Origin of the sequence: Rhizobium sp. 11_C7_N12_5, from assembly GCF_051811145.1 — a bacterium.
GTDB classification, from domain to species: domain Bacteria; phylum Pseudomonadota; class Alphaproteobacteria; order Rhizobiales; family Rhizobiaceae; genus Rhizobium; species Rhizobium lusitanum.
Window position 1 is genome coordinate 2,670,268 of sequence record NZ_JBPWPY010000001.1, and the last position, 22,323, is coordinate 2,692,590.

The following is a 22,323-nucleotide window of genomic DNA, read 5'->3' on the forward strand; positions in this document are numbered from 1 at the left end:
GGAAATATGCATGGCTAGAAAACCGGCAGCGGAACGGCGCAACGAGGTAAAGGCTGGCATCGGCAACGATCCGGCCTTTGCCTACAGCGCGCTGCCCGGCGTTGCCGACGAGATGGTCGACAATACCGGCGCCGTGCGGCCGGTCTGGCAGAACCTGCTGTCAGCGCTGAGCCGCATGTCGGAACAGGAGCTGATGGAGCGTTTCGCCCGCGCCGATCGCTACCTGCGCGATGCCGGCGTTTTCTATCGCGCCTATGGAGCGACAGGCGTCAGCGAGCGCGAATGGCCTATTTCCCATATCCCGGTGCTGATCGACGAGCGCGAATGGCAGACGCTCTCCGAGGGCCTGCGCCAGCGCGCCGACCTGCTTGAAGAGGTCATTGCCGACATCTACGGCGACAACCGATTGGTAAACGAAGGTCTGTTGCCGCCGGCCCTGATCGCCGGCAATCCGGAATTCCTGCGGCCGCTGGTCGGCGTCACGCCTGCGAACGGTCACTATCTGCACTTCCTGGCCTTCGAGATCGGCCGCGGTCCTGACGGCAACTGGTGGGTGCTGGCCGATCGAACCCAGGCGCCGTCCGGCGCCGGCTTTGCGCTCGAAACCCGCGTTGCCACGACCCGCGCCTTCTCGGACATCTATGCCGAAACCAGGGTGCACCGCCTCGCCTCCTTCTTCGGCGCCTTTCGCGATGCCTTGCTTGGCGACAAGCACGGCACTGAAGGACGCGTCGCCGTTCTGACGCCGGGCCCGGCCAACGAAACCTATTACGAACACGCCTATATCGCCCGTTATCTCGGCTTCATGCTGCTCGAGGGCGAAGACATCACCGTCGTCAACGACCAGCTGATGGTGCGCACCGTGGCCGGGCTGCGGCCGATCAGCGTACTCTGGCGCCGCCTCGACGCCTCCTACGCCGATCCGCTGGAGCTCAATCAGCACTCCCATATCGGCACGCCGGGTTTGGTGGAGGCGCTGCGGGCGCAGACCGTCTCAATCGTCAACGCCCTCGGCTCCGGCATTCTCGAAACCCGCGCCCTACTTGCCTTCATGCCCACCATCTGTCGGCATCTGCGCGGCGAAGAGCTGAAACTACCATCGATCGCCACCTGGTGGTGCGGCCAGAAGAGCGAGCGCCAGCATGTCGCGACCAATATCGAGAAGATGGTGATCGGCCCGGCCTATTCCCGCATGCCCTTCTTCGACGACAGCGGCCAATCGGTGCTGGGCTCGACGCTGCGCAGCACCGCCCGCGACTCGATCGCCGACTGGCTGGCGACCGACGGTCACAAGCTGGTCGGCCAGGAAGTCGTCACCCTTTCGACGACGCCGGCCTGGGTCAACGGCAAGCTGATACCGCGGCCGATGAGCTTGCGCGTCTTCGCCGCCCGCACGGACAACGGCTGGCAGATCATGCCGGGCGGATTTGCCCGCATCGGCAGTGGTGATGATGTCGCCGCCATTGCCATGCAGGCGGGCGGCTCGGCCGCCGACGTCTGGATCGTCTCCGACAAGCCTGTGGAAGCCCACACGCTGCTGCCGGCGGAAGAGACCTTCACCCGCAACATGCCGGGCAGCCTGCCGAGCCGCGCAGCCGACAATCTTTTCTGGCTCGGCCGCTATATCGAGCGGGCCGAGGGGGCCTTGCGCATCCTGCGCGCCTGGCATGGGCGCTTCGCCGAAGCCGCCGATCCCAACCAGCCGCTGCTCGCCGACGTCACCGCGTATCTGGCCGCCATCGACATAGACACCGAGAAAGCCGTACCGGAAAGCCTGCTGCGCAACATCGACAGCGCCGTCTACTCGGCCAGCAACATTCGCGACCGCTTTTCCCCGGACGGCTGGCTGGCGCTGACCGATCTTGCCAAGACCGCCCGCCGTTTCAAGGAGAGGGTGAAGCACGGCGACGACGCCAGCCACGCCATGACGATCCTCTTGCGCAAGCTTGCGGGTTTTGCCGGCCTCGTGCACGAGAACATGTATCGCTTCACCGGCTGGCGCTTCCTGTCGCTCGGGCGCTATATCGAGCGCGGGCTGCACATGACGCGGCTTCTCGGCCATATGTCCGGTCCCGAGGCGCCCGATGGCGCGCTCGACATGCTGCTCGAAATCGGTGACAGCGTCATGACCCACCGCCGCCGCTACAACGTCAACACAGCGCGCCTGACGGTGACCGACCTTCTGGCGCTCGATCCGCTTAACCCACGCTCGATCCTCTTCCAGATGAACGAGATCCACCGCGAAGTGGAGCAATTGCCGAACGCCTTCGTCAACGGTCAGATGTCGCCCTTCTATCGCGAAGCCATGCGGCTGCATTCGGGCCTTGCGGTCATGACGCCGGAAACGATGACCGGCGAGGTCTATCAGCGGCTGGAACGCGAGCTGGAACGCCTCTCGGACCTGCTGGCCCGAACTTATCTCGGATGATGTGATGCTATACGACCTGTCGCTGCACATGGGCTATATCTACGACGCGCCGGCCAGCGGCGCGCGTCACATCGTGCGTTTGCTGCCGCTGTCGCTGACCAACCGTCAGCGGCTGATCGCCGGCTCGCTGAAGGTTACGCCGCATCCGGACGAGCAATCGAATTTCACCGATTTCTTCCAGCATTCGGCAACATCGATCCTGGTGCGCGATCCGCACGAGAAGCTTGATATCCGCATGCAGGCGCGCGTTCAGGTGGAGAGCCAGCCCGTCGCGGCCGACTTCTCGCCCTTGCTCGCCAAACTGCCCGATGAGGTCAGCGACTGCTGGTCGGTCGACCCCTCCTCGCCGCACCATTTCCTCGCCAGCAGCCCCCGCCTGCCCGAAACAGGCGAAATCGCCAGCTACAGCAGGCAATGGAAGACGACGAACCTGACGACCATGCAGATCGCCCATGCGATCTGCTCCCAGATCCACAAGGATTTCGTCTACGATGCGAAGGCGACCACCGTCGATACCACGCCCAAGGAGGCCTTCCGCCTGAAACGCGGCGTCTGCCAGGATTTCTCGCATGTGATGATCATCGCGCTGCGCAGCCTGGGCATCCCGGCCGGCTACGTCAGCGGCTTCCTGCGCACCATCCCGCCGCCGGGCAAGGAGCGGCTGGAGGGAGCAGACGCCATGCATGCCTGGGTGCGCGTCTGGTGCGGAGAAACCGCGGGCTGGATCGAGCTCGATCCGACGAACAATATTCCCGCCGGAACCGATCATATCGTCGTCGCCTATGGCCGCGATTATTCCGATGTCGCGCCGGTCATCGGCGTGCTCAAGGGCTATGGCAGCCAGAAAACCGTCCAGGCCGTGGATGTCGTTCCGGTAAAACAGTAATAAACCAAGCCAAAATGAGACCGATCCGGCAGTTTGTTAAATTTCGAACTGCCGCTTAAACGGTCGCCTAATATTTGTGACCGATAGTCCCGCCCATTCTTGAGGCCTTTAACTCTCTCCAACAGGCGGACATGATGATCTCCGGTTCGGATAAACTTCGCACCTTAAAACAACTTCTACGTGATAAGGCGGGAAACTTCGGCATCCTTACAGCGATTGCGGTGCCGGTGTTGGCCGCTGCAGGTGGCGTCGCGATCGATGTCACAAACATGTCGCTATCGCACAGCCAGCTCCAGGAAGCTACGGATTCCGCCGCGCTTGCCGCTGCAACGGCGCTTGCCGAAGGCAGCGCCACGACGACGACCGCCAAGGATCTCGCTAACAATTTCGTCCTCGGCCAGATGTCGAACTATCTTGCCGGGGATACGAACACCACGAATGCCCTCAAGGCAGGGACTTCGACCACCATTACGTCGAGCAGCAACTCATCCGGTGGCACCAGCTATTCCGTTGCCGTCAACGCATCCTACAATTTGTCAGTGAACGGCATGAGCCAATTGCTCGGCCTGCATGCGATGACCATTTCCGCATCGAGCTCTACAACCAGCGGAACTGCAGTTGAGAAAACCGCATTGTCGATGGAGATCGCGCTCGACAAGTCCGGCTCGATGCTGCTGAACACCAACGTCATCGATACAACACAGACCAGCTGTATCCAATATTATACTGACGGAATCTACCTATATCAGTATTCGAAGCCCAAAAGCCCTTGCTATATCAAGAAGATCGCAGCTTTGAAGACGGCGGTCGGCACTCTGCTCGACCAGCTCGATGCGGCCGACCCCAGTTCGCGATATGTCCGCACGGCGGCCATAGCATGGAGCAGCCAGGTCGATAGCTCCAGCACACTTGCCTGGGGGACGAAGTCGACCCGCAACAATGTCATTAGCGGGCTGAATGCCGATGGCGGCACCGAGTCCAGTGCACCGATGACATTGGCGTATAACAGCCTCATTGCACCCGCCGAAGCAACCGAACAAGCCAAGAAGGGCAATACGAAATTTCAGAAATTCATCGTCTTGATGACCGATGGAGAAAACAATGCCACCAGTTCGGATCAGAAGACACTAGACACATGCACGACGGCAAAAGCTGCCGGCGTACAAATCTATACCGTCGCCTTCATGGCGCCGACTCGTGGTCAAGATCTCTTGCGGAGTTGTGCATCGAACTCCTCCAATTACTTTGATGCACAACAAATGTCCGATCTCCTCGCGGCCTTCAAAACCATCGGCGCGCAGGCATCGAAACAAACTACGCTCCTAACGAAGTAATAGGTGCGCCGCTTGATTCACAAGAAAGCCGCCCAGATTGCTCTGGAGCGGCTTTTTCTTGTCGATCAATCTGTCGATAAGAGCCGGAAAAACAATCGAAATCAAGTCCTTTCACCGCCTCGGAAGCGTTGGCTCGCTATTTTCGCATCCGCGTCATTCACCTGTTGCAACTGCTTTACATCGGTGCGTAAAGTGATAGTGAAACGGAAAGGCAATTTGCTTTATTCAGACATAACACTCTGAATATAAAGCACAAATGGCGAGAGTTGATAGTATGAATAACTTGACGAAGGCCGATCTCCCCGTTCCAGCGCCCCGCAGTTCCCGCCCTGAAATCCTCGCGGAAGAAATCATCGAACGCCTGACCTACCGCATCGGCAAGGATGCGAAAGTGGCCAAGCCGCACGATTGGCTGACCGCGACGATCCTCGTCATTCGCGACCGCGTTATCGACAGATGGATGGAATCGACCCGCAAGGTCTATGAGACCGGCGCCAAGCGCGTGTACTATCTATCTCTCGAATTCCTGATCGGCCGCCTGATGCGCGATGCCGTCTCCAATCTCGGCCTGATGGAGGAAATCACCAACGCGCTGGCTTCACTCGGCGTCGATGTCCGCGTCATCGCCGGCCTTGAGCCGGACGCCGCGCTCGGCAATGGCGGCCTTGGCCGTCTGGCCGCCTGTTTCATGGAATCCATGGCGACCGTCGAAGTGCCGGCCTATGGCTATGGCATTCGTTACGTGCACGGCCTGTTCCGTCAGCAGATGGCCGACGGCTGGCAGGTGGAATTGCCGGAAACATGGCTCGCCCACGGCAATCCCTGGGAATTCGAACGCCAGGAAAGCTCCTATGAAATCGGCTTCGGCGGCGGTGTCGAAACAGTCAGCGGCCATGACGATCAGCCTCGCTATGTGTGGAAGCCGGCCGAACGCGTGATTGCTGCTGCATTCGATACGCCCGTCGTCGGCTGGCGTGCTAAGCGCGTCAACACGTTGCGTCTCTGGTCGGCTCAACCGATCGATCCGATCCTGCTCGACGCCTTCAATGCCGGCGACCACATCGGCGCGCTCCGGGAGAGCAACAAGGCCGAGAGTCTGACGCGTGTTCTCTATCCGGCCGATGGGACGCCCGCCGGCCAGGAGTTGCGCCTGCGCCAGGAGTTTTTCTTCTCGTCGGCCTCGTTGCAGGACATTATTCGCCGCCATCTGCAGCAATATGACGATCTGACCAATCTGGCCGACAAGGTCGCGATCCAGCTGAACGATACGCATCCGGCCGTCTCCGTCGCCGAAATGATGCGCCTGCTGGTCGATATTCATGGCTTCGAATTCGACAAGGCCTGGGATATCACCCGCAATACCTTCGGCTACACCAATCACACGCTTCTGCCGGAAGCGCTGGAAAGCTGGCCCGTGCCGCTGTTCGAACGGCTCCTGCCGCGCCACATGCAGATCATCTACGCCATCAACGCCAAGATCCTCGTCGAAGCCCGCAAGGCCCGCAATTTCAGCGACTCGGAAATCCGCTCGATTTCATTGATTGACGAGAACGGTGACCGGCGTCTGCGCATGGGCAATCTCGCCTTTGTCGGTTCGCATTCGATCAACGGCGTTTCCGCACTGCACACCGACCTCATGAAGGTCACCGTCTTCGCCGACCTGCACAAGCTCTATCCGGACCGCATCAACAACAAGACGAACGGCATCACGCCGCGCCGCTGGCTGATGCAGTGCAATCCCGGCCTGACCGGCCTCATTCGCGAGGCCATCGGCGATGAATTCCTCGACGATGCCGAGAAGCTGAAGCCACTCGACAAGTTCGCCCGGGACAGCGCCTTCCAGGAGAAATTCGCCGCCGTCAAGCGCGCCAACAAGGTGCAGCTTTCCAATCTCGTGGCCAGCCGGATGGGCATCAAGCTCGATCCGAATGCAATGTTCGACATTCAGATCAAGCGCATCCACGAATACAAGCGCCAGCTCCTGAACATTATCGAAACCGTAGCGCTCTACGATCAGATCCGTTCGCATCCCGAGCTGGATTGGCAGCCGCGCGTCAAGCTCTTCGCCGGCAAGGCGGCGCCGAGCTACCACAATGCAAAGCTCATCATCAAGCTGATCAACGACGTCGCCCGCGTCATCAACAATGATCCGTCGGTGCGCGGCCTGCTGAAGGTCGTCTTCGTGCCGAACTACAATGTCTCGCTGGCCGAAGTCATGGTTCCGGCCGCCGATCTCTCCGAGCAGATTTCGACCGCGGGCATGGAAGCCTCCGGCACCGGCAACATGAAGTTCGGCCTCAACGGCGCGCTGACGATCGGCACGCTGGACGGCGCCAATGTCGAAATGCGCGACAATGTTGGCGAGGACAACATCGTCATCTTCGGCCTCAAGGCGGACGAAGTCGCCAGCCTGCGTAGCGACGGCCATGACCCCCGCGCCGTCATCGAACGCTCGCGCGAGCTGTCGCAAGCGCTTGCGGCCATCGCGTCGGGCGTCTTCTCTCCCGACGACCGCAATCGCTATACCGCCCTGATTGAGGGCATCTACAGCCATGACTGGTTCATGGTCGCCGCCGATTTCGACGCCTATGCCTCCGCTCAGCGCGAGGTCGATATACTCTGGGCCGATCCGTCCGAGTGGTATGCCAAGACGATCAACAACACCGCTCGCATGGGCTGGTTCTCCTCCGACCGGACGATCCGTCAATATGCCAAGGAAATTTGGAGAGCCGGATGAAAAAGCCGAAAAGACCCGCTGACGGCACAAGCTTGAGGGACATTTCGGCAGACGAAATTGCTGCAATTCTCGCAGGCACGCATTCCGACCCGTTCGCCGTTCTCGGCGTGCATCGGACGGATGATGGGTTTGTGGCCCGCTGCTTCATTCTTGGCGCCGAGGCCGTGACCGCCATGGCACTGGACGGTTCCGTCATCGGCGAGCTGGATTGCCTTGATCCGGCGGGCTTCTTTTCCGGCGATGTGAAACTTACCAAGCAGCAACCGGTGCGCTATCGCGCCCGGCGCGGCGATGCCGAATGGGCGGTGACCGACCCCTACAGCTTCGGCCCGGTTCTCGGACCGATGGATGACTATTTCGCTCGCCAGGGCACACATTTGCGGCTGTTCGACAAGATGGGCGCCCATCCCATGAAGCATGAGGGCGTCCAGGGCTTTCATTTCGCCGTCTGGGCGCCGAACGCCCAGCGCGTTTCTGTCGTCGGCGACTTCAATAATTGGGATGGCCGTCGGCACGTCATGCGCTACCGATCGGATTCCGGCATCTGGGAGATCTTTGCGCCGGATGTGCCGGCCGGAGTGGCCTATAAGTTCGAAATCCGCGGTAAGGACGGCGTTGTGCTGCCGCTGAAGGCCGATCCCTTCGCCCGCCGGAGCGAATTGCGCCCGAAGACCGCTTCCGTCACGGCCAACGAATTGACCCAGGTCTGGGAGGATGCGGCCCATCGCGAGCATTGGGCGAGCGTCGACCAGCGCCGTCAGCCCATCAGCATCTATGAGGTCCATGCAAGCTCCTGGCAGCGCCGCGACGACGGTTCCATGCTGTCCTGGGACGAGCTCGCCTCGCGCTTGATCCCCTATTGCGTCGATATGGGCTTCACCCATATCGAGTTCCTGCCGATCACCGAGCATCCCTACGATCCGTCCTGGGGCTATCAGACCACCGGCCTCTATGCACCAACGGCCCGTTTCGGCGAGCCGGAAGGTTTTGCCCGCTTCGTCAACGGCTGCCACAAGGTCGGCATTGGCGTCATCCTAGATTGGGTGCCGGCGCATTTCCCGACCGACGAGCATGGCCTTCGCTGGTTCGACGGCACGGCGCTCTATGAGCATGAAGACCCGCGCAAGGGTTTTCATCCCGATTGGAATACGGCGATCTACAATTTCGGCCGTACCGAAGTTCTCTCCTATCTCGAGAACAATGCGCTCTTCTGGGCGGAAAAGTACCACCTGGACGGTTTGCGCGTCGATGCCGTTGCCTCCATGCTCTACCTGGATTATTCGCGCAAGCACGGCGAATGGATCCCGAACGAATATGGCGGCAACGAGAACCTCGAGGCGGTCCGTTTTCTCCAGTCGATGAATGCGAGGGTCTACGGCGCGCATCCGGGCGTCATGACCATTGCCGAGGAATCCACCTCCTGGCCGAAAGTGTCGCAGCCGGTCCACGAAGGCGGCCTCGGCTTCGGCTTCAAGTGGAACATGGGCTTCATGCACGACACGCTGAGCTATCTCTCCCGCGAGGCCGTGCATCGCAAGTACCACCACAATGAGCTGACCTTCGGCCTGATCTATGCCTTCTCGGAAAACTTCGTCCTGCCGCTCTCCCATGACGAAGTGGTGCACGGCAAGGGATCGCTGATTGCCAAGATGGCCGGCGACGACTGGCAGAAATTCGCCAACCTGCGTGCCTTCTATGCCTTCATGTGGGGCTATCCCGGCAAGAAGCTGCTGTTCATGGGTCAGGAATTCGCACAGTGGAGCGAATGGAGCGAAGAGCGTGCGCTGGATTGGAACCTGCTGCAATATCGCATGCATGAAGGCATGCGGCGCCTCGTGCGCGATCTCAACTTCACCTATCGCAGCAAACCGGCATTGCATGCCCGCGACTGCGAGGGCGATGGCTTCGAATGGCTGATCGTCGATGATTTCGAGAATTCGGTCTTCGCCTGGCTGCGCAAGGCACCCGGTGAAAAACCGGTTGCGGTCATCACCAATTTTACGCCAGTTTACCGCGAGAATTATACGTTGCGCTTGCCGGCGGAGGGGCGGTGGCGTGAAATACTGAACACCGATGCCGACATTTATGGCGGCAGCGGCAAGGGGAACGGCGGGCGTGTCCAGGCCGTCAACGCGGGCGGAGGCGTACAGGCGACGATAACGCTGCCTCCGTTGGCGACCATCATGCTCGAACCGGAATTTTGAGATCATTACCGACAGGGAGGAATAAAATGGTAGAAAAACGTTTCCAGCCGCTGGCACGCGACGCCATGGCCTACGTTCTTGCCGGGGGTCGAGGCAGCCGATTGAAGGAACTCACCGACCGCCGTGCGAAGCCGGCCGTCTACTTCGGCGGCAAGACCCGAATCATCGATTTCGCCCTGTCCAACGCACTCAACTCCGGTATCCGCCGCATCGGTGTCGCCACCCAGTACAAGGCGCACTCGCTGATCCGCCATATGCAGCGCGGCTGGAACTTCTTCCGGCCCGAGCGAAACGAAAGTTTCGATATCCTGCCGGCCTCGCAGCGCGTGTCGGAAACGCAGTGGTATGAAGGCACGGCCGACGCGGTCTACCAGAACATCGACATCATCGAGCCTTATGGCCCGGAATACATGGTCATCCTCGCCGGCGACCACATCTACAAGATGGACTATGAATGGATGCTGCAGCAGCACGTCGATTCTGGCGCTGATGTCACCATCGGCTGCCTCGAAGTGCCCCGCATGGAAGCCGTCGGCTTCGGCGTCATGCACGTCGACGAAAAAGACCAGATTATCGACTTTGTCGAGAAGCCCGCTGATCCGCCCGGCATCCCCGGCAATCCGGATTTCGCGCTGGCCTCGATGGGCATCTACGTCTTCCACACGAAGTTCCTGATCGAATGCCTGAAACGTGATGCCGCCGACCCCAACTCCAGCCGCGACTTCGGCAAGGACATCATTCCCTACATCGTCAAGAACGGCAAAGCCGTCGCGCACCGCTTCGCGCAATCCTGCGTCCGCTCTGATTTCGAGCGCGAGGCCTATTGGCGCGACGTCGGCACGATCGACGCCTACTGGCAGGCCAATATCGACCTGACCGCCGTGGTTCCGGAGCTCGACATCTATGACAAGTCCTGGCCGATCTGGACCTATGCGGAAATCAGCCCGCCGGCCAAATTCGTCCATGACGACGAGGACCGCCGCGGTTCGGCTGTTTCCTCCGTTGTCGCCGGCGACTGCATCATTTCCGGCGCGAGCCTCTACAACAGCCTGCTGTTCACCGGCGTGCGCGCCAACTCCTACTCCAAGCTGGAGGGAGCCGTGGTGCTGCCGAGCGTCAAGGTCGGCCGCCGAGCGCAGCTCAAGAATGTCGTCATCGACCATGGCGTCACCATTCCGGAGGGCCTGATCGTCGGCGAGGATCCGGAACTGGACGCCAAGCGCTGGCGCCGCACGGAAAGTGGTATCTGCCTGATCACCCAGACGATGATCGACAAGCTGGATATCTGAGGCATGAAGGTCCTTTCGGTTGCATCCGAGGTTTTCCCCCTGATCAAGACGGGGGGCCTGGCCGATGTGGCCGGCGCCCTGCCCATTGCACTGAGACCCTATGGTGTCGAAACCAGGACCCTCATCCCGGGCTATCCCGCGGTGATGAAAGCCATTCGCAACCCAGTGGTTCGCCTTGAATTCACCGATCTGCTCGGCGAACAGGCGACCGTGCTGGAAGTCGAGCATGGCGGCATTTCCTTCCTCGTGCTCGATGCGCCGGCCTACTACAGCCGCACCGGCGGACCCTATGTCGATGCCACGGGAAGGGATTACCCCGACAACTGGCGGCGTTTCGCCGCCTTGTCGCTGGCCGGCGCAGAAATCGCCGCCGGCCGATTGCCCGGCTGGCAGCCGGATCTGGTGCATGCCCATGACTGGCAATCCGCCCTGGTGCCGGTCTACATGCGCTACTATCCGACGCCGGAACTGCCGAGCGTACTCACGATCCACAACATTGCCTTTCAGGGTCAATTCGGCCCCAGCATCTTCCCCGGCCTGCGCTTGCCGGCGCACGCCTTTTCCATGGAAGGCGTCGAATATTACGGCGATGTCGGCTTCCTAAAGGGCGGCCTGCAGACGGCCCATGCGCTGACCACCGTCAGCCCGTCCTATGCCGAAGAAATCCTGACGCCGGAATTCGGCATGGGTCTCGAGGGCGTCATCGCCAGCAGGGCGAACAGCCTCCACGGCATCGTCAACGGCATCGATGACGACATCTGGAACCCTGCGACCGACGCGATGATCGCGCAGACCTATAGCGCCGCGACACTCAAGGACCGCGCAGTCAACCGCGAGCGCGTCATCGAATACTTCGGGCTCGACCACGATGATGGGCCGATCTTCTGCGTCGTCAGCCGCCTCACCTGGCAGAAGGGCATGGATCTTCTGGCCGGCGTCGCCAGCGAGATCGTTCACATGGGCGGCAAGCTCGCCATCCTGGGCGCCGGTGATGCGGCGCTGGAAGGCGCGTTGTTCGCCGCAGCCGGCCGCCATCGCGGCCGCGTCGGGGTGTCGGCCGGCTATAACGAGCCGATGTCGCATATCATGCAGGGCGGTTGCGACGCGATTATCATCCCCTCGCGTTTCGAACCCTGTGGCCTCACGCAGCTTTATGGCTTACGCTATGGCTGTCTGCCGATTGTCGCGCGTACGGGCGGGCTCAACGATACCATTATCGACGCCAACCACGCCGCGCTGCAGGCCAAAGTCGCGACCGGCATTCAGTTTTCGCCCGTCACTGCCGGAGGGCTGCTGCAAGCCATGCGCCGTGCCATGCACCTTTTCCAGGATCGAAAGGTCTGGACGCAGATGCAAAAGCAGGGCATGAAATCCGACGTATCCTGGGGCAGAAGCGCAGAACGCTACGCCGCTCTCTACTCCAGTCTTGTCTCGAGAGGCGCTTAACCCGATGATTAAAACCGTATCCACCACCCCCTACGCGGATCAGAAACCCGGCACCTCGGGCCTGCGAAAGAAGGTTCCCGAATTCCAGCGGCCGAATTACGCGGAAAACTTCATTCAATCGATTTTCGATTCGCTCGAAGGCTATCAGGGCAAGTGCCTGGTCATCGGCGGCGACGGCCGTTACTACAATCGCGACGTCATTCAGAAGGCCATCAAGATGGCCGCCGCAAACGGCTTCGGCAAAGTGATGGTCGGCAAGGGCGGCATCCTCTCGACGCCCGCTGCCTCGCACATCATCCGCAAGTACAAGGCGTTCGGCGGCATCATATTGTCGGCCAGCCACAATCCCGGTGGCCCGACCGAAGATTTCGGCATCAAGTACAATATCGGCAATGGCGGCCCGGCGCCGGAAAAGATCACGGATGCCATCTACGAGCGCTCCAAGGTCATCGACAGCTACAAGAAATCGGATTTTCCGGACATCAATCTCGACCGCATCGCCCGCGAAGATATCGGCGGCATGATCGTTTCTGTCATCGACCCCGTCGAAGACTACGCTGCCCTGATGGAGGAGCTGTTCGATTTCGGCGCCATCCGCAACCTGATCAGCCTCGGCTTCCGCCTCTGCTTCGATGCGATGAGCGCGGTCACCGGGCCCTATGCCAAGGAGATCTTCGAGATCCGCCTCGGCGCGCCCGATGGATCGGTGCGCAACTTCCTGCCGCTGCCCGACTTCGGCGGCCATCACCCTGACCCGAACCTCGTCCACTGCAAGGAGCTCTACGACGAGATGATGGGCGACGATGCGCCCGACTTCGGCGCGGCATCGGATGGCGACGGCGACCGTAACCTGATCATCGGCAAGGGCATCTACGTCACGCCGTCGGACAGTCTGGCGATCCTCGCGGCCAACGCCAACCTCGCGCCCGGTTATTCGCACGGCATCGCCGGTATCGCCCGCTCCATGCCGACCAGCGGTGCTGCCGACCGCGTCGCCGAAAAGCGCGGCATTGGCATGTACGAAACCCCGACCGGCTGGAAATTCTTCGGCAACCTGCTCGATGCCGGCATGGCGACGATCTGCGGCGAGGAAAGCTCGGGCACCGGCTCCAACCACGTTCGCGAAAAGGACGGCCTTTGGGCTGTGCTGCTCTGGCTCAACATTCTCGCCGTGCGCGGCGAAAGCGTCGTCGATATCGTCACGCAGCATTGGGCCACCTACGGCCGCAACTATTATTCCCGCCACGACTATGAAGGCGTCGACACCGATGCCGCCAACGGCCTGATTGCCGCGCTGCGCGAGAAGCTGCCGACCCTGCCGGGCACGAAGTATGGCGATCTCACTGTTTCCGCCGCCGACGACTTCGCCTATCACGATCCGGTCGATAAGTCCGTCAGCCAGCATCAGGGCATCCGCATCCTGTTCGAGGGCGGCTCCCGCGTCGTCTTCCGCCTGTCTGGCACCGGCACGACGGGCGCGACCCTGCGCGTCTACATCGAACGCTACGAGCCCGACCCGACCCGTCACAACATCGAGACGCAGGAAGCGCTCGCAGACCTCATCACCGCAGCCCAGGAAATCGCTGACATCAAGGGCCGCACCGGCCGCGACGCCCCGACTGTTATCACCTGAACCTACGGATTAAGCCCCTTCTCCCCACATTTGCGGGGAGAAGGTGGCCGGGAGCCGCCGAATGAAGTGAAGCGGCGACTGGTCGGATGAGGGGCCTTCTCAAAATTCGCCGCGAACGCAGAACTTGCCGGACGCTCTGCCCCTCACCCCAGCTCTCCCCGCAAGCAGGGAGAGGGAACCATCTCTAGCGATCCGGAAAGCCCGCCAGACATGTCAGAGCCGACAATCCGCTGCCTTGGCGCTACCCTCACCGAAACGGGCATTGAATTTGCCGTCTGGTCCAGACATGCCGAACGGATCGAATTTTGCCTGTTCGATGCCGAGGGCAAGAAGGAAATCTCGCGCCTGCCATTGACCCGCGACGGCGACGAGCATCGCCTTTTCGTCAAGGGTGCCAAGGAGGGCATGCGCTATGGCCTGCGCGCCCATGGCACATACGATCCCGACCAAGGCTTGTGGTTCGATCCGTCCAAACTGCTGATCGATCCCTATGCCAAGGAGATCGACCGGCCGTTCCGATACGATTCGCGCCTCGGAACCTTCGGCGAAGACACGCAGGATCTCATGCCAAAGGCGATCGTCTCACGCGATGTCACTGTTGCCCCGTCCAAGCCGCTGTTTCAGCCGGGCGGCCTGATCTACGAGATCGCCGTCAAGCCGTTCACCATGCTGCATCCGGACGTGCCGGTGGAAAAGCGCGGCACGCTCGGCGCCCTCGCCCATCCCTCCATCATCGCCCATCTCAAGCGCCTCCAGGTGAACGCCATCGAGCTGATGCCGATCACCGCCTGGATCGACGAACGGCACCTGCCGCCGCTCGGCCTCACCAACGGCTGGGGCTACAATCCTGTCGCCTTCATGGCGCTCGACCCGCGTCTCGTGCCCGGCGGTATCACGGAGTTGCGCGAGACGGTCGCGGCCCTCCATGCCGAGGGGATCGCAGTCATCCTCGATCTCGTCTTCAACCACACGGGCGAAAGCGATCGCCAGGGGCCGACCCTATCGCTGCGCGGCCTCGACAACCCAACCTATTTCCGTCATCTGCCGGATCAGCCCGGCACGCTGGTCAACGACACAGGCACCGGCAATACCGTCGCCTGCGACCAGCCGGCGACGCGCAAGCTCATCATCGACAGCCTCCGCCATTTCGTCCAGCACGCCGGCATCGACGGTTTCCGCTTCGACCTTGCCACGGTGATCGGGCGCGGCACCAAGGGGTTCGATCCCGAAAGCATGACACTGCGTACCATGCTGGCGGATGAGGTGCTGCAGGATCGCATCCTCATCGCCGAACCCTGGGACATCGGTCCCGGCGGTTATCAGCTGGGGAATTTTCCAGCACCTTTTCTCGAATGGAACGACCGCGCCCGCGATGATCTCCGCCGCTTCTGGCGCGGTGACAGCAGGATCGGCGATCTGGCGACGATCCTTGCCGGCTCCTCCTCCATCTTCGGCCGCGACGGCCGCACGCAGACGCGCAGCGTCAACTTCCTCGCCGCCCATGACGGCTTCACGCTGATGGACCTCGTCTCCTATGCCGAAAAGCACAATGAAGCCAACGGCGAGAACAACCGCGACGGCCACAACGAGAATTTCTCCTGGAACAACGGCGCCGAAGGCAAGACGGACGACCAGACCATCCAGAACAAGCGCCGCGCCGACATCGAAGCGATGCTTTCGACGCTCTTTGCCACGCGCGGCACGATCATGCTGACGGCCGGCGACGAAGGCGGTCGCAGCCAGCAAGGCAACAACAATGCCTATTGCCAGGACAATGCCATCACCTGGATGGACTGGAACACGCTGGATGAGGAGCTGATCGGCCATACGGCGTGGCTTGCAGGCCTGCGCCGCCGCTTCAGCGCCTTCAGCGATATGGACTTCTTCAAGGGAGACGGCGACATCCTCTGGTTTTCCGCCGCTGGTACGCCGATGTCCGTGCCGGACTGGGATGCACCGGCAGCCGACGTGCTGGGCATGGCAATCGAGACGCAAGACCAAGAAGCCGGTCGGCCAGTGCGACTCGCCATCCTCCTCAATCGCGCAGCCGACGAACTCCACGCCACGCTGCCACCATCCGAAAAAGGCGATTGGTCGCTGTTGAGCCCGTCGGGTGAACCATCAGCCGGCGAGCAGATCACGATCCCCGCCCGCTCCGTCAGTTTCTTCATCGAATTTTGACCCGGTTGCACTTTCTGTCCCAATTCGCCAGAAAGGGCCATTGACCCCTTAGACTGACGAGGATGGAATGCCCGGCGATATCTCGCTTGTTGAAATTATGAAATGTGTGGGAACGGAGATCGGCATCTCCGATTGGCTCGCGGTCGACCAGACTATGATCGATACCTTCGCCGACGCGACGCATGATCACCAGTTCATCCACGTCGATCCCGAGCGCGCTAAAGCGGAAACGCCCTACGGCGGCACCATCGCGCATGGCTTTCTGACGCTCTCGCTACTCTCGGCGCTGAACTACAGCGCCCTGCCCAAGATCCGCGAGCAGACCATGGGCATCAACTACGGCTTCGAGAAGATCCGTTTCATGTCGCCGGTCAAATGCGGCGCGCGCGTGCGCGGCCGTTTCATGCTCGCCGAAACCCGGCTGCGCGGCGCCAATATGCTGATGCTAACCTACGATGTGACGGTCGAAATCGAGAACGAACGCAAGCCGGCCCTCACTGCGACATGGACAACCATATCGCAGTTCGATCCGAAAGATCGGCCGGAAGAAGCCTGACCAGCCGGGATGCGGAGCCCTTAAAGGCTCGCATCCTCCGCCGCTTCGGCCAGAAGGCCGAAGGCATAGTCAGAGAAGGAGCGCCAGACCTCGACGCGGAACGTTTCCTCGTCGAGCCGCAGCAGCACGACTTCGACCTTGCCGAACAGCGTGCGCGAGCAGGCGCCGACCGGGAAAGCCTGCAGCGAAAGATCCTGCGGGCAGCCGCCCGAAAGCGTTGCTTCCGCGCCGGGGCCGGACACGATCACGGCGGTATTGCGATGCGAGACATCGACTGCCGAGTGCAGCACGCCGGCCGAGGCCGCAAGGCCGACCAGATCGGCGCCGTTCTCATCGATGACGAGCCATTCGTCCGGGCCAAGCCAAAGGGCATGACGCCCGTTGGCGCTGGCAGAAGTCTTCGGCCGGTTCGGCATTTGCAGGCCGAGCGCCTGCGAAAGGTCGCCGATGGAATCGCTCGGCGCGCGCAGCGAAATGCGGCTTGCGGGCGCGGCAGGCGTCAGCCTGACGGTGGCGGAACCGCCGTGGCGGCCGGCGAGCGGCAGTTTACGGGTTGCAAGATCAACCATTGATCCGGCCTCCTTCCTTGTCAAAGAACACCAGATCCGTCACCTCGACTGATATCGTCTTGTCGGGCATCGGCACATAGAGCGTCTTGCCCAGGCGATCGCGGCCGCCGGCGACCAAAGCGAAGGCGATGGAGCGGCCGAGATTTTCCGACCAGTAGGCTGAAGTGACATGTCCGAGCATGGTCATCGGCTTCTGCTCATTGGGATCGGCGACAATCTGCGCGCCTTCCTCCAGCACCACCTTCGGATCGCGAGTGACGAGGCCGACGAGCTGCTTGCGGCCGTCCTTGATGAGATCAGGCCGCTTCAGGCCGCGGATGCCGACGAAATCCGTCTTCTTCTTGGAGACGGCCCATGAGAGACCGGCATCGTCTGGCGTCACCGTGCCGTCGGTATCCTGACCGACGATGATATAGCCCTTTTCGGCGCGCAGTATGTGCATGGTCTCGGTGCCATAGGCGCAGGCGCCCAGCGGCTCGGCCCGCGCCCAGACGGCTTCCAGAACCGACTGGCCGTAATCGGCCGGCACGTTGATTTCATAGCCGACCTCACCGGTAAACGAGACGCGGAACAGCCGCGCCGGCACGCCGCACACCTTGCACTCGGCCACGCTCATATGCGGGAAGGCCTCGTTGGAAAGATCGAGCCCCTCGACCAGCGGCTCGATGATCTCGCGCGCCTTCGGACCCTGCACGGCAATGACAGCCCATTGTTCGGTCGTCGACGTCAGCCAGACTTTCAGATGCGGGAATTCCGTCTGGAGATAGTCTTCCATGTGATGCAGCACACGCGGTGCGCCGCCGGTTGTGGTGGTCACGTGGAAGCGGTCGTCTGCCAGACGTCCGACGACGCCGTCGTCATAGACGAAACCGTCCTCGCGCAGCATGATGCCGTAGCGGCAGCGGCCGGGCTTCAGCGTGTCCCAGGCGTTGGTGTAGATCAGGTTCAGGAACTCCGCCGCATCCGGCCCGACCACCTCGATTTTGCCGAGCGTCGAGGCATCGAACACGCCCGCCACCTCGCGCGCCGTGCGGCATTCGCGGTCGACGGCCTGATGCATGGTTTCTCCGGCGCGCGGATAGAACCACGCGCGCTTCCAGTTGCCGACATCCTCGAAGATTGCGCCATGCGCCTCTTCCCAGGCATGCATCGGCGTCTTGCGGGCGGGATCGAAAAGAGACCCGCGCGAATGGCTGATCAGCGTGCCGTAAGTGACCGGCGTATAGGGAGCGCGGAAGGTGGTGAGACCCACCTGCGGGATATCCTTGCCAAGCATTTCGGCGGCGATCGCCAGCCCGTGCATATTGGAAAGCTTGCCCTGGTCGGACGCCATGCCGTTGGTGGTGAAGCGCTTGATATGCTCGATGGAATGCATGCCCTCGCGCACGGCAAGGCGGATATCCTTGGCGCAGACGTCGTGCTGGAAATCGACGAAGGCCTTGGCATTGGTGTCCGGTCCTGCGCCCTCGGCAGCACCGATCATGCCACCGGTCCATTCGAAAGCCTGCTCCGCCTGGAGCTGGATCTTTTCCCCGCCACTTGCTCCGGCTGCGCGCGCCATGAGCTCGCCGGCGGCAAGTGATTCCTCGATTGCCGCCTGCAGCCCGTCGGTGCCGTTGCATGCGCCGACGGAAAGACAATCCTGGACATAGGTGCCCGGCAGGAAACGCTGCTTATCCGCATCGAACTTCAGCTTGCCGCGCGATTGCGAGAACAGATGCACCGACGGCGTCCAGCCGGCCGAAACCAGCAGCGCATCCACGGCGATCTTGCGAGAGCTGGAGCTGCCATTGCGCGCAACGGTCATGGACGAGACCCGCAGCTTGCCGGCCGTATCGACAACAGCATAATCAGCCATGACCTCGATGCCGAGCCGCTTTGCCTCGGCAACGACTGCCTCGCCCGGCCGCACCCGGCTGTCGACGATGGCAACGACTGAGACACCGGCGCGCTTGAGATCGAAAGCGGCTTCGTAGGCCGAATCATGCGCGGTATAGACGCCGATCTTGGCACCGACGGCGACGCCATAATGGTTGAGAAAGGCGCGCGCGGCCGATGCCAGCATGATGCCCGGCCGGTCGTTGTTCGGGAACACCATGTGGCGTTCGATCGCGCCCGTCGCCAGGACGACGCGCTTGGCGCGGACCTGCCACAGGCGCTCGCGCGGCAGGTTGCGGCCCGGCTTCGCCAGATGATCGGTCACCCGCTCGGCAAGCCCGAAGAAATTGTGATTGTAGTAGCCGAAGGCCGTCGTGCGGGTCAGCACCTCGACATTCGGCATCGCCTTCAGCCTGGCAACAATCTCCTGCGCCCAGGCATAGCCCTCGACGCCGTCGATCTTGACGCCGGTATCGAAGCGCAGCGCGCCGCCCGCTTCCGCCTGCTCATCGCAGAGGATGACCTTCGCGCCGGCTTCGGCAGCGGCCAATGCCGCCGAGAGGCCGGAAATGCCGGCGCCGACGACCAGCACGTCGCAATGGGCATAGCGGCTGGCATAGTGATCCGGATCCTCTTCCGTCGGCGCGACGCCAAGGCCGGCAGCGCGACGGATGAAGGGCTCGTAAATGTGCTTCCAGGCCGCCTTCGGCCACATGAAGGTCTTGTAGTAGAAGCCGGCGGCAAAGAAGGGCGACATCAAATTGTTGACGCCGCCGATATCGAAGGCGAGCGACGGCCAACGGTTCTGCGACTGCGCCTTCATGCCGTCGAACACCTCCTGCACGCTGGCGCGGACGTTCGGCTGGCGCCGGGCCGCATCGCGGGAGATGTCGAGCAGCGCATTCGGCTCCTCGGCTCCGGCCGACAGGATGCCGCGCGGGCGATGATACTTGAACGAACGGCCGACGAGATGAACGCCATTGGCAAGCAGTGCGGAGGCGACGGTGTCGCCTTCGAGCGCCGTGTAGCTTTTGCCGTCAAAGGTGAAGCGGGCGGTTCTGGCGGGCGTCAGACGCCCCTTGCCCGCAATACGATTGGCGCCGCTCATTCAGCAAATCCCTCTTTTTGTGCCGTCTGTTCTTGTTCGCTCTGGCTCGGGGCTATCGGCTCGGATGCGCCCGGCAGAAGCGTTGAAGGATCCGGCTTCGGCTCGCCGGCCTTGTAGGTGCGGTAGAAATGGTCGCTCACCGTGTCGCGCGCCGCATTGAAGAAGCGGCCGCAGCCATGGATATGCCGCCAGCGTTCGAAGATCAGGCCCTTCGGATTGTCGCGCAGGAAGAAATATTCCTCGAATTCCTCGTCAGAGATTCCGGCGATATTGGCCGGCCGCACGATATGCGCGTCGCCGACGTTGCGGAATTCGAGTTCCGAACGCTCTTCCTCGCAATAGGGGCAGTAAATCAGCAGCATCGTTTTCTACCTGTGTTAAAGCTCGGAGCCGGAAAGGCTTGTACCGGGTGGCTGCGCGCAAAGCTGCCGTCCCATGGTGACGAAAGGTGTTATGCGCTTCAGCAGCGCCTCCAGCGACCCGTAGGGTTTCAGCACGTTGGTCATCCCCAGATTGATCAGACTCATGCCCAGCAGATCCGTGTCGACTTCGAAAGCCCTCGTGGCCGCCGGCGTCTGTTCCGGCACGAAATAAACGGCCGGCTTGTTCAGCACCTTGACGCAGGCAAGCACGCCGCTTTCGGCCACGAACGGCCAATCCGCTTCGTCCTGTGCCTTGTGGATCACCTGCATGCGAACATCCCCGGCCCCCGGAAAGAGATCGCTGACCTTGGTCACGATCGTCCCTGCCGGAAGCGAAAATCCCGCCGCAAGAACGATCCCGACCGCCGCCAGCATCAATGCGCCACGGCAGCCGCTGCCGCCTCGTCGATCAATCGGCCAGTGCGGAAACGATCCAGATTAAGCCCGGCATTGAATTTGTGCGGCTCGTCGCGGGCAATCAGATGCGCAAACAGATTGGCCGAACCCGGCGTTGCCTTGAAGCCGCCCGTGCCCCAGCCGCAGTTGACATAGAGCCCCGGCACCGGTGTCTTCGACTGGATCGCGGACCGATCCGGCGTGTTGTCGACGATGCCGCCCCAGGAGCGCATCATCTTCACGCGCCGGAACATCGGGAAGAGTTCGCAGATCGCATCCAACGTGTGGGTGATGATCTGCAACCCGCCCGTCTGGCTGTAGGAATTATACTGATCCGTGCCGGCGCCGATAACGAGCTCGCCCTTGTCGGACTGCGAGATATAGGCATGCACCGTGTTCGACATGACGACGCAGGGGAAGATCGGCTTCAGCGGCTCGGAGACCAGCGCCTGCAATGGGCTCGACTGCAGCGGCACACGCACGCCCGCCATCTGCATGACAACGGTGGTATGACCGGCTGCGGAAACGCCGATCTTCTTGGCACCGATGAAGCCCTTGCTCGTGTCGACACCGGTCACGCGGCCGTCCGACCCGCGGCGGATGCCGGTCACTTCGCAATTCTGGATGATATGCACGCCGCGATCCGACGCCGCGCGGGCAAAACCCCAGGCGACCGCATCGTGCCGCGCCGTGCCGCCGCGACGCTGCAGGGCGGCGCCATTGATGGGGTAACGCGCGGTGCTGGAAATATCGAGCGGCGGACAAAAGGCCTTGGCCTGCTCCGGCGTCAGCCATTCATTGTCGATGCCGTAGAGGCGGTTGGCGTGGATATGCCGTTTGAACGATTGCTGGTCGTGCACATTGTGCGACAGCATCATCACGCCGCGGGGCGAATACATGACGTTGTAATTGAGATCCTGAGACAGCCCTTCCCAGAGCTTCATCGAATGCTCGTAGATGTGCATGCTCTCTTCATAGAGATAGTTCGAGCGGATGATCGTGGTGTTGCGGCCGGTATTGCCGCCGCCGAGCCAGCCCTTCTCGATAACGGCGACATTGGTGATGCCGTGCTCCTTGGCGAGATAATAGGCCGCGCCCAGGCCATGACCGCCGGCGCCGATGATGATGACGTCATACTCCTTGCGCGGCTCCGGCGAGGTCCATTGAGCCTCCCAGCCCTTGTGAGCCCGCATCGCTTCCCTTGCCACGGCAAAAACCGAGTATTTACGCATTCGCCCTCAACTCCTTCAGGCATG

Annotated in this window: 15 protein-coding genes; 10 read left to right on the top strand and 5 right to left on the bottom strand. The window is 61.7% G+C overall.

Features of this window, described 5'->3' with window-relative positions:
• The first annotated feature begins 10 nt into the window (after window positions 1-10).
• From AB8B29_RS13200 to AB8B29_RS13245, 10 genes are all read left to right on the top strand, one after another.
• Window positions 11-2,428 (top strand): circularly permuted type 2 ATP-grasp protein, encoded by a 2,418-nt coding sequence (locus AB8B29_RS13200; protein ID WP_047555317.1) that lies wholly within the window; start codon window positions 11-13, stop codon window positions 2,426-2,428.
• A gap of 4 nt (window positions 2,429-2,432) precedes the next feature.
• Entirely contained in the window at window positions 2,433-3,314 is an 882-nt protein-coding gene (locus AB8B29_RS13205) for a transglutaminase family protein (protein WP_037196359.1), read from the top strand.
• Window positions 3,315-3,448: 134 nt separating this feature from the next.
• Window positions 3,449-4,648: a vWA domain-containing protein gene (locus AB8B29_RS13210; RefSeq protein ID WP_037196358.1), complete on the top strand. Its 1,200-nt coding sequence runs from the start codon at window positions 3,449-3,451 to the stop codon at window positions 4,646-4,648.
• Window positions 4,649-4,922: 274 nt separating this feature from the next.
• On the top strand, window positions 4,923-7,385 hold the full coding sequence (locus AB8B29_RS13215; protein WP_037196357.1) for a glycogen/starch/alpha-glucan phosphorylase: 2,463 nt from the start codon (window positions 4,923-4,925) through the stop codon (window positions 7,383-7,385).
• Window positions 7,382-9,589 carry a 1,4-alpha-glucan branching protein GlgB gene (gene glgB / locus AB8B29_RS13220; protein WP_037196355.1) on the top strand — a complete coding sequence of 736 codons (2,208 nt, stop codon included), beginning with the start codon at window positions 7,382-7,384 and terminating at the stop codon, window positions 9,587-9,589. Before AB8B29_RS13215 ends, glgB begins: the two co-directional genes overlap by 4 nt.
• Window positions 9,590-9,615: 26 nt before the next feature.
• Window positions 9,616-10,878, top strand: coding sequence for a glucose-1-phosphate adenylyltransferase (glgC, locus tag AB8B29_RS13225; RefSeq protein WP_034503413.1), 1,263 nt, complete (start codon window positions 9,616-9,618; stop codon window positions 10,876-10,878).
• 3 nt (window positions 10,879-10,881) lie between these two features.
• Complete coding sequence (gene glgA, locus AB8B29_RS13230) at window positions 10,882-12,324, top strand: glycogen synthase GlgA (protein WP_113118548.1); 1,443 nt, start codon at window positions 10,882-10,884, stop codon at window positions 12,322-12,324.
• 4 nt (window positions 12,325-12,328) lie between these two features.
• Window positions 12,329-13,957: an alpha-D-glucose phosphate-specific phosphoglucomutase gene (locus AB8B29_RS13235; protein WP_439006555.1), complete on the top strand. Its 1,629-nt coding sequence runs from the start codon at window positions 12,329-12,331 to the stop codon at window positions 13,955-13,957.
• A 210-nt stretch (window positions 13,958-14,167) separates the two neighbouring features.
• Entirely contained in the window at window positions 14,168-16,138 is a 1,971-nt protein-coding gene (gene glgX, locus AB8B29_RS13240) for a glycogen debranching protein GlgX (RefSeq protein ID WP_113118549.1), read from the top strand.
• 67 nt (window positions 16,139-16,205) lie between these two features.
• The gene (locus AB8B29_RS13245; RefSeq protein ID WP_113118550.1) at window positions 16,206-16,694 is read left to right on the top strand and encodes a MaoC family dehydratase; all 489 of its coding nucleotides are present in this window, start codon (window positions 16,206-16,208) and stop codon (window positions 16,692-16,694) included.
• A 20-nt stretch (window positions 16,695-16,714) separates the two neighbouring features.
• Here AB8B29_RS13245 and AB8B29_RS13250 read toward each other — a convergent pair whose 3' ends face one another.
• Genes AB8B29_RS13250 through AB8B29_RS13270 form a run of 5 tightly spaced genes read right to left on the bottom strand, consistent with a single transcriptional unit; the run spans window position 16,715 to window position 22,299 of the window.
• On the bottom strand, window positions 16,715-17,263 hold the full coding sequence (locus tag AB8B29_RS13250; RefSeq protein WP_113118551.1) for a sarcosine oxidase subunit gamma: 549 nt from the start codon (window positions 17,261-17,263) through the stop codon (window positions 16,715-16,717).
• On the bottom strand, window positions 17,256-20,249 hold the full coding sequence (locus tag AB8B29_RS13255; RefSeq protein WP_113118552.1) for a sarcosine oxidase subunit alpha: 2,994 nt from the start codon (window positions 20,247-20,249) through the stop codon (window positions 17,256-17,258). The genes AB8B29_RS13250 and AB8B29_RS13255 overlap by 8 nt, the downstream gene beginning before the upstream one ends.
• Window positions 20,246-20,611 carry a sarcosine oxidase subunit delta gene (locus tag AB8B29_RS13260; RefSeq protein WP_047638985.1) on the bottom strand — a complete coding sequence of 122 codons (366 nt, stop codon included), beginning with the start codon at window positions 20,609-20,611 and terminating at the stop codon, window positions 20,246-20,248. Before AB8B29_RS13260 ends, AB8B29_RS13255 begins: the two co-directional genes overlap by 4 nt.
• A gap of 15 nt (window positions 20,612-20,626) precedes the next feature.
• The gene (locus AB8B29_RS13265; RefSeq protein WP_037196346.1) at window positions 20,627-21,046 is read right to left on the bottom strand and encodes a hypothetical protein; all 420 of its coding nucleotides are present in this window, start codon (window positions 21,044-21,046) and stop codon (window positions 20,627-20,629) included.
• Window positions 21,046-22,299, bottom strand: coding sequence for a sarcosine oxidase subunit beta family protein (locus AB8B29_RS13270; RefSeq protein ID WP_047638986.1), 1,254 nt, complete (start codon window positions 22,297-22,299; stop codon window positions 21,046-21,048). The genes AB8B29_RS13265 and AB8B29_RS13270 overlap by 1 nt, the downstream gene beginning before the upstream one ends.
• Window positions 22,300-22,323: the final 24 nt, after the last annotated feature.

Coding starts and splice junctions, on each gene's coding strand:
- AB8B29_RS13200 (WP_047555317.1), top strand. CDS start 11: ATGGCTAGAAAACCGGCAGCGGAACGGCGCAACGAGGTAAAGGCTGGC.
- AB8B29_RS13205 (WP_037196359.1), top strand. CDS start 2,433: ATGCTATACGACCTGTCGCTGCACATGGGCTATATCTACGACGCGCCG.
- AB8B29_RS13210 (WP_037196358.1), top strand. CDS start 3,449: ATGATCTCCGGTTCGGATAAACTTCGCACCTTAAAACAACTTCTACGT.
- AB8B29_RS13215 (WP_037196357.1), top strand. CDS start 4,923: ATGAATAACTTGACGAAGGCCGATCTCCCCGTTCCAGCGCCCCGCAGT.
- glgB (WP_037196355.1), top strand. CDS start 7,382: ATGAAAAAGCCGAAAAGACCCGCTGACGGCACAAGCTTGAGGGACATT.
- glgC (WP_034503413.1), top strand. CDS start 9,616: ATGGTAGAAAAACGTTTCCAGCCGCTGGCACGCGACGCCATGGCCTAC.
- glgA (WP_113118548.1), top strand. CDS start 10,882: ATGAAGGTCCTTTCGGTTGCATCCGAGGTTTTCCCCCTGATCAAGACG.
- AB8B29_RS13235 (WP_439006555.1), top strand. CDS start 12,329: ATGATTAAAACCGTATCCACCACCCCCTACGCGGATCAGAAACCCGGC.
- glgX (WP_113118549.1), top strand. CDS start 14,168: ATGTCAGAGCCGACAATCCGCTGCCTTGGCGCTACCCTCACCGAAACG.
- AB8B29_RS13245 (WP_113118550.1), top strand. CDS start 16,206: ATGCCCGGCGATATCTCGCTTGTTGAAATTATGAAATGTGTGGGAACG.
- AB8B29_RS13250 (WP_113118551.1), bottom strand. CDS start 17,263: ATGGTTGATCTTGCAACCCGTAAACTGCCGCTCGCCGGCCGCCACGGC.
- AB8B29_RS13255 (WP_113118552.1), bottom strand. CDS start 20,249: ATGAGCGGCGCCAATCGTATTGCGGGCAAGGGGCGTCTGACGCCCGCC.
- AB8B29_RS13260 (WP_047638985.1), bottom strand. CDS start 20,611: ATGCTGCTGATTTACTGCCCCTATTGCGAGGAAGAGCGTTCGGAACTC.
- AB8B29_RS13265 (WP_037196346.1), bottom strand. CDS start 21,046: ATGCTGGCGGCGGTCGGGATCGTTCTTGCGGCGGGATTTTCGCTTCCG.
- AB8B29_RS13270 (WP_047638986.1), bottom strand. CDS start 22,299: ATGCGTAAATACTCGGTTTTTGCCGTGGCAAGGGAAGCGATGCGGGCT.